Here is an 11,390-nt window from a genome sequence, read left to right on the forward strand (position 1 = left end):
ATCACGGCAGGGTCAGGATTTCGGCGCCGTCTTCGGTCACCACGAGGGTGTGCTCGAACTGCGCCGTCCACTTCTTGTCCACGGTCGCGACGGTCCAGTCGTCGTCCCAGATCTCGTAGTCGAGCGAGCCGAGGTTGATCATCGGCTCGATGGTGAAGGTCATGCCCGGCTCCAGCACGGTGTCGACCTCGGGCTTGTCGTAGTGCAGCACGATCAGGCCGTTGTGGAACGTCTCACCGATGCCGTGTCCGGTGAAGTCGCGAACCACGTTGTAGCCGAACCGGTTTGCGTACGACTCGATGACCCGGCCGACCACCGACAGCTGCCGTCCCGGCTTGACCGCCTTGATGGCCCGCATCGTGGCTTCGTGGGTGCGCTCGACCAGCAGCCGGTGCTCCTCGGACACGTCGCCGGCCAGGAAGGTGGCGTTGGTGTCGCCGTGCACGCCGTCCTTGTAGGCGGTGACGTCGATGTTGACGATGTCACCGTCCTCGATCACCGTCGAATCGGGGATGCCGTGGCAGATGATCTCGTTCAGCGAGGTGCAGCAGGACTTGGGAAAACCCTTGTAGCCCAGCGTCGACGGGTAGGCGCCGTGGTCGAGCATGTACTCGTGCGCCACCCGGTCCAGGTGGTCGGTCGTGACGCCGGGGGCGACGGCCTTGCCGGCCTCGGCGAGCGCCTGGGCAGCGATGCGGCCGGCGACGCGCATCTTCTCGATCACCTCGGGAGTCTGCACCCAGGGCTCGCTGCCTTCGCGCACCGTCGGCTTCCACGCGTACTCGGGGCGCGGGATCGACTTGGGCACCGGCAGGGTGGCGGACACCTCGCCGGGGCGAAGCGCAGTACGAACAGACATCGTCCCAGCTTAGCGAGCGCCGGAGTTATCGGTCGCCGCGGCCGAACCACGTCCGGCGCGGCCCGCGGATATCGACCGACCCGAAGACCACCCGCCCGGTCAGGATGACGTGCGGGGTGCCGTCGGCGGGCGCGTCCTTGCGATGGTCGGTGGCACTGCCGACGGCCACCTCGACGTCGTCGATGGAGGCGCTGGCGCCGTCGGGCAACCGAAGATCCAGCGAGCTGAACTTGAGATCGAGTTCGATCACCACGATGGGCCCACCGAACCGGGCCCGCGTCAGGTCCAGGTCGATCGAGCCGACGCGCCGGACCAGCGCGAGCCGGGTCGGCACGACCCACTCACCCTGCCGCTTGAGCGACCCCATGACACCGCGCAGTTCGACGCGGTCGGCCGAGCCCGTGACGATCGCGTTGGGCGCGGGCAGGTCGCCGACCAGCACCGCCAGCTCAGCCTGCTGACGGGCGAGGGCGACCAACGCGGACCGCTCGGAGAACTCGTCCATGTCGATGAGCCCCAGAGCCACCGCGTTGTGCAGCCGCCGGAGCGTGCCGTTGCGGTCGGCGTCGGAGACGCGCAGGACCGCGATCTCGTCGCTGTTGGTCATCCAAACAGGCTACTCAGGCCGGGGCCTTCGGTCAGGCCAGGTAATCGGGCGGCAGGCCCTTGAACATGTCCCGGCACATGCGGACCGCGGTCTCCGACCCACCGCCGCCGACGATCAGGGCCGCGAAGGCCATGTCACCGCGGTAGCCGGCGAACCAGGCGTGCGAGCCGCCCTGGAACTCGGCTTCCCCGGTCTTCCCCCGTACGTCGCCGCTGCCGCGCAGATCCTTGGCTGTGCCGTTGGTCACCACCAGCTGCATCATGGGCCGCAGGCCGTCGATCATCTTCGTCGTGATCGGCGCCGTGTTGCCGGACACGGTCGTCGGGCGGCCCTCGATCAGCTGCGGGAGCGGGGTCTTTCCGGCCGCGACGGTCGCCGCTGCCAGTGCCATCCCGAAGGGGCTGACGACGACTTTGCCCTGGCCGAAGCCGTCCTCGGTGCGCTCGGCCAGGTTCACCGTGGGCGGCACCTTCCCGGTGACGGTGTCGATGCCGGCGACCTGGTAGTCGGCGCCGATGCCGTACTGGGCGGCGGCATTCGTCAGGGCGCGCGGCGGCATCCGGCTGGCCAGCTCGGCGAACGTCGTGTTGCACGAGTTCGCGAAGGCCCTGGACATCGGGACGACGCCGAGGTCGAACCGGTCGTAGTTCGGGATGGTGCGATGCCCGATGTCGATCGTGCCGGGGCAGCCGAGCAGCGTGTTGGGCCCGGCCATGTCGGTTTCGATCGCGGCGCCTGCGGTGATCATCTTGAACGTCGACCCGGGCGGGTACAGGCCCATGGTGGCGGTCGGGCCGTCGGCGTCGGCGGCCGCGTTCTGGGCCACGGCCAGGATTTCACCGGTCGACGGCTTGATCGCGACGATCATCGCCTTGCGGCCCACCATGTTCACGGCGTCCTGGGCGGCGTTCTGCACGTTGCGGTCCAGGCTGATGGTGATCGACGGCGCCGGCTTGCCCGGCACCTCGTTGAGGACGTCGATGTCGGCGCCGTTCTGGTTGACGCTGACGACGCGCCAGCCGGGCTGGCCGATCAGCTGATCGGCCACCTGCTTCTTGACCTCGGTGACGATCGCCGGCGCGAATCGGGGGTCGGTGGGCACCATCTCGGGCTGCGGCGTGATGACCACACCGGGCAGGTGCGCGAGCGCCCCGGACACCTTGTCGTTGTCCTCGCGGCGCAGGGTGATGAGGTTCAGCGGTCCGGTGGACGAGCTGGCCTGTTCGGCGAGCCGCTGGGCGTCCATGGTGTTGTCGAACTGTCGCAGGACGTCGGCGACCACGCGGGAGGTCCGCATCAGCTCGCCCGCCGCGGAACGGGCGTTCAGCGCGTAGTTGTAGTGGTACCCGGGTACCAGAACATTCGTGCCACCGAGTTCGTTGACCGAGGCGCGGACCGGTTGGTCGGCGCGCAGCTGGAAGCTCTGGTGCTCCCCCAGGTTGGGATGCAAATCCGTGCTGCCCCAACGGACTTGCCACCGGCCGTCCTGCCGGATCATGTTGAGCTGTCCGGTGTAGGCCCAGATGCGATCCTTGGGCAGGTGCCAGGTGTACCGGTAGGTGATCTTGCCGGTGTCCTGGGTGTACTTGGAGCCGAGCACCTGCGCGTCGAGCTTGGTCGCCTGCAGGCCCGACCAGGCCTGGTTGATCGCGGTTCGGGCGTCATTGGGCTTGTCGGACAGGTCGGCGGCGGCACCGGTGTCGCCGCGGCCGAGCGCGGCGAAGAACGCCTGCGCGGTGGGCTCGGGGCCGTTGGGCTTCGGGGTGCAGGCCGTCATCGCTCCTGCGACCGCCACCACCGACAACAACGCGGCCGAGCGTGAAACGGATGATGTGTGCGTTGCCATTGGGGCTGATGTTAGAAGTGTGACTAGCCCGCGACGTGGAGGCACACCGAGACGCAACCGTGACAGTTTTGTGAGCTACGCCGGATTGTGAGCTACGACGGGCCCCGGCGGCTACCTCGAGATCGACGTTCCATACCGCCCGCCCGGCGTGTCGCGTGCACAACGCGCATGTCGGGCGCGAAAACGTCAGTCCAGCAACACCGTGGCGTACGTGCCCAGCTGACTGAACCCGATGCGCCGGTAGATCGCCCGAGCCGGGGCGTTGAAATCGTTGACGTAGAGGCTGGGGGTCCGGCCGCTGCGCAGCACCGCCGACGCCAACGCCGCGGTACCCGCGGCGCCGAGGCCACGGCCACGCCAGTCGGGGTGCACCCACACACCCTGGATCTGACCGACTCGTGACGTCTGAGCGCCGATCTCGGCCTTGAACACGACCTGGCCATCCTCGAACCGCGCCCAGGCCCGGCCCGCCGCGATCAGCCCTGCCAGCCGGCGGCGGTAGCCGCGGCCGCCGTCGCCCATGCGTGGGTCGACCCCGACTTCGCCGATGAACATGTCCACTGCCGCAACGACATACGCGTCCAGCTCGTCCATCCGGACCGGACGCACCGCGGGGTCGACGGGGCATTGCGGAGCGTCGGACAGCGTCAGCAGCGGCTGGCAGTCCCGGACCTCGCGGGCCGGGCCCCACACCTGGGCCAGCTGCTGCCACATCGGCAGCACCAACTCGGCGCGACCCACCAGCGACGAACACCGCCGCGGCGCACTCATGACCTTGTCGGCGAACACCATCATGTCGGCCGCGGTGCCCCGCATCGGGATCAGGTTCACCCCGGCAAAGCACAGGGACTCCATGGGCTGGCTACGCGTCCACAGCTCGCCGCCGATGGCCACCGGATCGAGGCCGTGGTCACCGACCCGGGCGGCCACCATGCAGGTGCCGACCGGATCCTCGTCGAAGACCTGCTGCACCTGGGCAATTTCGCGCACCACTGATATCCGGCGCGCATCTGCGATCCGGAACAGAGGAGGTGCCGACATTCACCGACCTTTGTGAGTGTGACCTGGTTGCTATTCGGGGCCGTCCGTGACCGCAGTCACAGGACTGTGCTCAGCTTACGGTTACGACGGGCGAACCGCTCGCATCGGTTCCCGACTCGGCGGCGATTCGCATCGCCTCTTCGATCAGGGTCTCGACGATCTGCGACTCGGGCACGGTCTTGATCACCTCACCGCGCACGAAAATCTGGCCCTTGCCGTTGCCCGACGCCACGCCGAGGTCCGCCTCGCGGGCCTCACCCGGGCCGTTGACGACGCAGCCCATGACCGCGACGCGCAGCGGCACGTCCAGCCCGTCGAGGCCCGCCGACACCGCGTTCGCCAGCTTGTAGACGTCCACCTGGGCACGTCCACAGGACGGGCACGACACGATCTCCAGGCCGCGGGGCCGCAGGTTCAGCGACTCGAGAATCTGGTTGCCGACCTTGACTTCTTCCACCGGCGGCGCGGACAGCGAGACCCGGATGGTGTCGCCGATGCCCTCGCTCAGCAGCGCCCCGAACGCGACGGCGCTCTTGATGGTGCCCTGGAACGCCGGACCGGCCTCGGTCACGCCGAGGTGCAGCGGATAGTCGCACTTGGCGGCCAGCTGCCGGTAGGCCTCGACCATGATCACCGGGTCGTTGTGCTTGACGCTGATCTTGATATCGCCGAAGCCGTGCTCCTCGAACAGCGATGCCTCCCAGAGCGCCGACTCGACGAGCGCCTCCGGCGTGGCCTTGCCGTACTTCGCGAGCAACCGCGGGTCCAGCGAACCGGCGTTGACGCCGATGCGGATCGGGATGCCCGCGGCACCGGCGGCCTTGGCGACCTCCTTGACCCGGCCGTCGAACTCCTTGATGTTGCCCGGGTTCACGCGCACCGCGGCGCAGCCGGCGTCGATGGCCGCGAAGATGTACTTGGGCTGGAAGTGGATGTCGGCGATCACCGGGATCTGGCTGTGGCGGGCGATCTCGGCCAGCGCGTCGGCGTCCTCCTGCCGCGGACAGGCCACCCGGACGATGTCGCAGCCCGACGCCGTCAGCTCAGCGATCTGCTGCAGCGTGGAGTTCACGTCGTGGGTCTTCGTGGTGCACATCGACTGCACCGCGATCGGATAGTCGCTGCCGACGCCGACGTCGCGCACCATCAACTGACGCGTCTTACGACGCGGTGCGAGGGTCGGCGGTGCCGGGGGCTCGCTGCCGACGCCCGGCATACCCAAACCGATGGAGGTCATCACGGTCTCCTACTGGAAAAGTCGAATGGGGTTCACGAAGTCTGCCGTCACGGTCAGCAGCATGTAGCCGCCGACCACCACCAGCACCACATAGGTGGCCGGCATCAGCTTGAGGTAGTTCACCGGCGCCGCGGCGACTTTGCCGCGGGCCGCGCGAATCATGTTGCGGATCTTCTCGAAAGTCGCCACCGCGATGTGCCCACCGTCGAACGGCAGCAGCGGCAGCAGGTTGACCGCCGCGAGGACGAAGTTCAACTGCGCCAGGAAGAACCAGAACATCACCCAGATGCCGTGTTCGACGGTCTCCCCGCCGATCCGGCTGGCGCCGACGACGCTGATGGGAGTCTCCTTGTCCCGCTCGCCGCCGGCGATCGAATGGACGAGCGCGCCGATCTTGGTCGGAATCTTCGCCAGCGACTTACCCAGTTCGACGGACAGGTCACCGGTGAAGGTGAACGTCGCGGGTATCGCGGTCAGCACGTTGTACTGCGTCGGTCCGGGCTGCGGCGGCGCGGTCACGCCGATGGCGCCGACCGTCGCAGCGGTGTCGGAGTCCTTGTTCGTGAATCGCTGCGTCTGCTCGACGTTGACGGTGGTGGTGAACGTCCGTCCGCCGCGTTCGTACACGACGGGGACGGCGCCGCTGAGGCCGCGGATGGCCTTCGCCATCTCCTCGAACGTGCTGACCGGCTTGTCGCCGACCTTGACCACGACGTCCCCGGCTTTCAGGCCCGCCGCCGCAGCAGGTCCGGCGCCCGGGTGCGGGCACGGCCCGAACGGGTTGTCCCCCGTCTTGGCGACCTGCGGTGCGACACAAGCGGTCTCACCGATCACCGCGCTGGTCGGCGCGTGGAGGTCCGGCAGGCCCCACGACACCGCGATGCCGTAGATCAGCACCAGGCCGATGACGATGTTCATCGCGGGTCCGGCGAACAGCACCGCGACGCGCTTCCACACCTTCTGCTTGTACATCGCGTAGGGCTCGTCCTGCGGCGCGATCTCGTCGACCGACGTCATGCCCGCGATGTCGCAGAAGCCGCCCAGCGGGACGGCCTTGATGCCGTACTCGGTCGAGCCGAGCCGGTTCGGCCGGTGCGTGGACCACAGCGTCGGGCCGAAGCCGACGAAGTACCGCCGCACCTTCATCCCGGTGGCCCGCGCCACCCACATGTGGCCGCACTCGTGCAGGGCCACCGATACCAGCAGGCCCAGCGCAAAGAGCACGATGCCGATCGCATACATCATCGGGCGGGCACAACCTCCTGTGCGACGATGCGCCGCGCCCGGTCCCGGGCCCAATCCTGCGCATCGAGTACGTCCTCCACGGTACTGGGTTCGGCGGCCCATTGATCCGCGGCGCCCAGGACGTCAGCAACAGTCCGCACGATCGCCGGGAACCTGATCCGGCCGTCGAGGAACGCTGCCGCGGCCTCTTCGTTGGCGGCGTTGTAGACCGCGGTCAGACAACCGCCGCGGGTACCGGCCTCGCGGGCCAGCCGGACCGCCGGGAAGACATCGTCGTTCAGTGGCTCGAACTCCCAGGTCGAGGCCGTGGTCCAGTCGCACGCCAGGGCGGCGCCCGGGACGCGCGCCGGCCAGCCCAGTGCCAGCGCGATGGGCAGCTTCATGTCGGGCGGGCTGGCCTGCGCGAGCGTCGAGCCGTCGGTGAAGGTGACCATCGAATGCACGATGGACTGCGGGTGCACCACGACGTCGATGCGGTCGTAGTCGATGCCGAACAGCAGGTGGGTTTCGATGAGCTCGAGCCCCTTGTTGACCAGTGACGCCGAGTTCAGGGTGTTCATCGGCCCCATGGACCAGGTGGGGTGGGCACCGGCCTGCTCGGGGGTGACGTCCTCGAGGTCCTTGGCGGCCCAACCGCGGAACGGTCCGCCCGACGCGGTGAGCACCAGCCGGGCCACTTCGTCACTCGTGCCGCCGCGCAGGCACTGGGCCAGCGCCGAATGCTCCGAGTCGACGGGCACGATCTGGCCGGGCTTCGCCGCCTTGAGCACCAGCGGTCCGCCGGCGACCAGCGATTCCTTGTTCGCGAGGGCAAGGCGGGCACCCGAGTGCAGCGCCGCCAGCGTCGGCTTCAGCCCGAGCGCGCCGACCAGGGAGTTGAGGACGACGTCGGCGTCGGTGTCCTCGACCAGCCGAGTGGCGGCGTCGGCGCCCGCGTACGTGACGTCCCCGATGCGCTCGGCCGCGGCAGCGTCAGCCACCGCGATGTTGGTGACGCCCGTCTCGGCACGCTGCCGGGCCAGCAGTTCGGCATTGCCGCCGCCGGCCGCCAGGCCGACGATCTCGAACCGGTCGGGGTTGGCGGCGATCACCTCCAGGGCCTGGGTACCGATCGACCCGGTACTGCCGAGCACCAGGACTCGTAGCCGCTCACTCACGTCTCTATTGTGCCGCCCCGGCCGGGCTTCGGCGCCGGTGGTGGCACATCAGATCAGCAACGACGGGTCGCGGGGACGAGGCACCGCGTCAGGCCGGCACGGTCGTGGCGCGCCGGATGGTGATGTCGCCCGAGGCGGTCCGGGCATGCACGGCCAACCGCCGGTCGTCGTTCTCGGGTCCTGCCGCGGGAGTCAGGTCGCTGCGCACGGTCCCGGACCGGCTGTCCAGATCGAGGTTCGCGGCGGTCCCCTGGGCCACGCCGACCTCGACGTCGCCGCTGGCGGTCGCGGCAGAAATCGATCCCGACTCGGCGCCGGCCACGGTCAGCGATCCGGACGCGGTCCGGCCGTGCACGCTCCCGCGCAAGGTGCCGACGGTCGCCGAGCCACTGGCTGCCTGAAACTTCAGGCCGCCGTCGAGGCCGTCGATCGACAGCTCCCCCGAAGCCGTGGACACGTTGGCATTGCCCAGCACGCGGCGGACTGCCAGGTCACCGGAAGCGGTGGCGGCCTTGATGTTTCCCTCGACAGCGTCGAGGGCGGCGTTGCCACTGGCGGCGTCGAACCGGCAGTCGCCGACTGTTCCGTCGACCCGCAGGTCCGCTGATGACACCGCGACCGCGAGCCTCGACAGCGACGGCAACGCGATGTCGACGTTGACCGCACCGCGCGACAGCGACAGCAGCTTCTTGCCGACGGTCACCGTCAGCGCGCCGTTGGCGAAATCGATGTGCGCCTGTTCGGCCGCCCGGACGTCGGCCGCCCGCAGCGGGTCACGCGGCGTGACACGCACCTCGGTGTCAGCGCGGTCGGCGGCGGTGACGCGCACCGCGCCGGCGCCCAGTTCGATCGTGGCGGTGATGGGGCCGGGCGTGGGAAAAGTTCGCATTGGGGTCTCCGATCGGTGGATGGGTTTTCTTCTGTTCGGCGTCGTCAGCGGACCCAGCCGGTGACGTTGTTGCCGCGCTTTCGATCGCGTGGCGTCGACCCGCCGAGGGCGGCGCCGACCGCGCGGACCAGCCAGGCGTTCACCGACAGCCCGTCGCGTCGGGCGGCAGCATCCACGCCGCCGCGCAGGCCCTCGGGCAACCGGAGGGTGACGCGCCAGGTTCCGCCGTCGTCGCCGGCCGGCACTGCGTCCCCGTCGGGAAGGTCCGTATCGGCAGGGTTCGCACCGCGCGGATCGGCATCGGCCGTCGGCCCGGTCACGGCGAACTCCGGGTCTCGGCCGCGCAGGCGCACGTCGACCGACGCGGGCGCCAGTTCGCGGGTGATGTGCTCGGCCGCTTCGGACAGCGCCTCGAGCAGCGCCAGCCGCAAGGCGGAGTCCAGTGGCGCGGTGAGCCGTTCGGCGAGCTCAGCTGCTTCCTCACCACCGGCCGCCGCGGCGATTTCCAGCTCCAGCCGAACCCCGTCGACATACGGTTGCAGATCCATGACACCAATATGACACCACAGTGGTGTCATCGCAAGTGTCATCTTGACGCCACGCATCGCGGCGAACGCACCGACTACACCTGACCCGCCGCACTCCTCCGCACGAATACGACCGAGCGTCGTATGTAAGAATGTCGGCAATCCATCGGATCGTTAAGGAGTAGCCGTGGCCACCACCGAGGTCGAACGAAGCACCGGCGTCGACGTCGAGGACGTCCCCTCTGCCGAGTGGGGCTGGTCCAAGATGAACCGCGGCGTGATTCAGGCCGGTGGCATCCTGTCTGCCATCTTCTTGCTGGTGATGCTGCGCGGCAACCACGTCGGCCACGTCGAGGACGCCTGGCTGATCGGCTTCGCCATCCTGCTCCTGGTCATCGTCGTGCGTGGCTGGTGGCTGCGGCGCCGCGGCTGGATCCGCTGACCTCAGTCTTTACGAAAAGGCCACGAACTCTTGCGAGTTCGTGGCCTTTTCATTTGCCTTCCATTGCCGCAGTTCGTCAGCTCACGGGCGTCAGGTCCGGACCCTCGGGCGGATACCACGAGCCACAGCTCCGGAACTCCTCCGCCAGGCCGGCCGACGTACACGACGACCCGGACGCGGCAAGGGCATGCGACTTGAACGCCCGGGCGGCCCCGCTCAGCCGGTGCCGGTTGATCGCCAATCGGCCGGCCAGCGCGCCGGCCGGCATGGTCCCCCACACGGTCAACTCCAAACCGCTGCGATCGACCGCCCGTAGCACCTCGGCGCGCAACGCCTCGTTTGCATCGAGGAACTCGGCCGAGATCGCCAGCGCCGCCGACGTCGACCGCACCAATGCGATCAGATCGGTATCCGCCGGCAGCAGGCGCACACCCAGAACCCCAGCGGCCGCGGGCGCCGCGGTGGCGGCGGTGAACATGCCGACCTTCCACCCAGCCAGCACCCGGTCGCACAACCAGCCGCCGGCCGCCCGCACGACATCTTCGGCATCGCTCGCGATGACCGTCAGGTCGTACTCCAAAAGACTTGCCGCAGAACGCCTCACCCCGATCCGGTCTCGATCGGCGATCACGATCGGGCCGTCGATGTCAGCGGTATGTGCGGTCATCGTGTCACTTCCTCCGAATGCGGTTGCTGGGCCGTGGTGCGGGCGTGAGACCTCGGGTGACATCCCGATGGTGTGACGCATCCCTCAACACAGCGTGACACTTTTGCGCAAATCTGTAAAGATCGAATTTTGCCTGCACTGAAACAGCGCCCGCCCCTCGACCACGCCCCATCCCACATTCGAGCCCGACCCCACAACCATCCCCCACCGCCACACAAACGATGGCCGAAGTACCGGAATCTTGTTGACATGCAGCCGGTTTGAGCGAGTATCAGACACTGCGCGGGCCACGCGCCCGCCGCCGGCAGCGCCACCGGCATTCGCCTTCAGAGATCTGAAATTTCCCGTCGGCCATTACATTTGTGAGTTAATCTGTAATGCATGGGTGTCGTTACCACCAGCTCACAGAACACGTTTCAGCACCGGGCAGAAACCATCTATGACTTCGTGACCGACCCGGCCAACTGGACCAAGACCTATCCCGGCAGCAAGTACGTCGGCAACCTGCACGACCTGCCCCTGAAGGTCGGTGACACCTGGGAAGAAGGCGGACCGGACGGCGACCGCATCTTCACCTGGCACCTCGCCATGGCCTATCGACCGACGCTGTGGATGTTCACCTCCGTCGGCCGGCTCGGGCACGACCGCTCCGGCGAAGGCGGCATGGCCGGGCGCATCACGGTCGAGTACCGGTTCAGCCAGCCGACGGAGGGCCTGACGCTGTTCACCCGCACCATGACCGTCGAAGCCCCGAGAGATTCCCCCATGCCGGACAACTTCTTTCGAATTGTCAACCCGGCCAACATCGATCGCTATCACGACGCCATCGCACGGGAACTCGGCGCTACTCAGCGGCCGGGCCGATAGCACGGC

Annotated in this window: 12 protein-coding genes; 2 read left to right on the forward strand and 10 right to left on the reverse strand. The window is 68.4% G+C overall.

Going from position 1 to position 11,390, the window contains the following annotated elements:
- Position 1 precedes the first annotated feature (1 nt).
- From map to H289_RS0116870, 9 genes are all read right to left on the reverse strand, one after another.
- Entirely contained in the window at positions 2–859 is an 858-nt protein-coding gene (gene map / locus H289_RS0116830) for a type I methionyl aminopeptidase (RefSeq protein WP_029105350.1), read from the reverse strand.
- Positions 860–884: 25 nt separating this feature from the next.
- A complete protein-coding gene (locus tag H289_RS0116835; protein ID WP_020101980.1) occupies positions 885–1,466 on the reverse strand; it encodes a DUF1707 SHOCT-like domain-containing protein in 582 nt (193 codons plus the stop codon).
- 31 nt (positions 1,467–1,497) lie between these two features.
- Entirely contained in the window at positions 1,498–3,312 is a 1,815-nt protein-coding gene (locus H289_RS0116840; protein WP_029105351.1) for a penicillin-binding transpeptidase domain-containing protein, read from the reverse strand.
- A 186-nt stretch (positions 3,313–3,498) separates the two neighbouring features.
- A complete protein-coding gene (locus tag H289_RS0116845) occupies positions 3,499–4,353 on the reverse strand; it encodes a GNAT family N-acetyltransferase (protein WP_029105352.1) in 855 nt (284 codons plus the stop codon).
- 70 nt (positions 4,354–4,423) lie between these two features.
- Complete coding sequence (ispG, locus tag H289_RS0116850) at positions 4,424–5,590, reverse strand: flavodoxin-dependent (E)-4-hydroxy-3-methylbut-2-enyl-diphosphate synthase (RefSeq protein ID WP_020101983.1); 1,167 nt, start codon at positions 5,588–5,590, stop codon at positions 4,424–4,426.
- A 9-nt stretch (positions 5,591–5,599) separates the two neighbouring features.
- The gene (locus tag H289_RS0116855) at positions 5,600–6,835 is read right to left on the reverse strand and encodes a M50 family metallopeptidase (protein ID WP_020101984.1); all 1,236 of its coding nucleotides are present in this window, start codon (positions 6,833–6,835) and stop codon (positions 5,600–5,602) included.
- The gene (gene dxr, locus H289_RS0116860) at positions 6,832–7,992 is read right to left on the reverse strand and encodes a 1-deoxy-D-xylulose-5-phosphate reductoisomerase (RefSeq protein ID WP_020101985.1); all 1,161 of its coding nucleotides are present in this window, start codon (positions 7,990–7,992) and stop codon (positions 6,832–6,834) included. The genes H289_RS0116855 and dxr overlap by 4 nt, the downstream gene beginning before the upstream one ends.
- A gap of 88 nt (positions 7,993–8,080) precedes the next feature.
- Positions 8,081–8,881 carry a DUF4097 family beta strand repeat-containing protein gene (locus H289_RS0116865; protein ID WP_020101986.1) on the reverse strand — a complete coding sequence of 267 codons (801 nt, stop codon included), beginning with the start codon at positions 8,879–8,881 and terminating at the stop codon, positions 8,081–8,083.
- A gap of 44 nt (positions 8,882–8,925) precedes the next feature.
- Positions 8,926–9,429 carry a hypothetical protein gene (locus H289_RS0116870; RefSeq protein ID WP_020101987.1) on the reverse strand — a complete coding sequence of 168 codons (504 nt, stop codon included), beginning with the start codon at positions 9,427–9,429 and terminating at the stop codon, positions 8,926–8,928.
- Positions 9,430–9,595: 166 nt separating this feature from the next.
- Here H289_RS0116870 and H289_RS0116875 point away from each other — a divergent pair, with 166 nt between their 5' ends.
- Positions 9,596–9,850 (forward strand): DUF2631 domain-containing protein, encoded by a 255-nt coding sequence (locus H289_RS0116875; RefSeq protein WP_020101988.1) that lies wholly within the window; start codon positions 9,596–9,598, stop codon positions 9,848–9,850.
- 76 nt (positions 9,851–9,926) lie between these two features.
- On the opposite strand, the gene H289_RS0116880 is transcribed toward H289_RS0116875, so the two are convergent.
- A complete protein-coding gene (locus H289_RS0116880) occupies positions 9,927–10,517 on the reverse strand; it encodes a hypothetical protein (RefSeq protein WP_020101989.1) in 591 nt (196 codons plus the stop codon).
- 381 nt (positions 10,518–10,898) lie between these two features.
- On the opposite strand from H289_RS0116880, the gene H289_RS0116885 reads away from it, so the two are divergent.
- A complete protein-coding gene (locus H289_RS0116885) occupies positions 10,899–11,384 on the forward strand; it encodes an SRPBCC family protein (RefSeq protein ID WP_020101990.1) in 486 nt (161 codons plus the stop codon).
- Positions 11,385–11,390 lie beyond the last annotated feature (6 nt).

Origin of the sequence: Mycobacterium sp. 360MFTsu5.1, from assembly GCF_000383495.1 — a bacterium.
Lineage (GTDB): Bacteria > Actinomycetota > Actinomycetes > Mycobacteriales > Mycobacteriaceae > Mycobacterium > Mycobacterium mucogenicum_B.

What these genes read in the sequence shown, in the direction of transcription:
- map (WP_029105350.1), bottom strand. Translation starts at nt 859, where the DNA reads ATGTCTGTTCGTACTGCGCTTCGCCCCGGCGAGGTGTCCGCCACCCTG.
- H289_RS0116835 (WP_020101980.1), bottom strand. Translation starts at nt 1,466, where the DNA reads ATGACCAACAGCGACGAGATCGCGGTCCTGCGCGTCTCCGACGCCGAC.
- H289_RS0116840 (WP_029105351.1), bottom strand. Translation starts at nt 3,312, where the DNA reads ATGGCAACGCACACATCATCCGTTTCACGCTCGGCCGCGTTGTTGTCG.
- H289_RS0116845 (WP_029105352.1), bottom strand. Translation starts at nt 4,353, where the DNA reads ATGTCGGCACCTCCTCTGTTCCGGATCGCAGATGCGCGCCGGATATCA.
- ispG (WP_020101983.1), bottom strand. Translation starts at nt 5,590, where the DNA reads ATGACCTCCATCGGTTTGGGTATGCCGGGCGTCGGCAGCGAGCCCCCG.
- H289_RS0116855 (WP_020101984.1), bottom strand. Translation starts at nt 6,835, where the DNA reads ATGATGTATGCGATCGGCATCGTGCTCTTTGCGCTGGGCCTGCTGGTA.
- H289_RS0116865 (WP_020101986.1), bottom strand. Translation starts at nt 8,881, where the DNA reads ATGCGAACTTTTCCCACGCCCGGCCCCATCACCGCCACGATCGAACTG.
- H289_RS0116870 (WP_020101987.1), bottom strand. Translation starts at nt 9,429, where the DNA reads ATGGATCTGCAACCGTATGTCGACGGGGTTCGGCTGGAGCTGGAAATC.
- H289_RS0116880 (WP_020101989.1), bottom strand. Translation starts at nt 10,517, where the DNA reads ATGACCGCACATACCGCTGACATCGACGGCCCGATCGTGATCGCCGAT.
- H289_RS0116885 (WP_020101990.1), top strand. Translation starts at nt 10,899, where the DNA reads ATGGGTGTCGTTACCACCAGCTCACAGAACACGTTTCAGCACCGGGCA.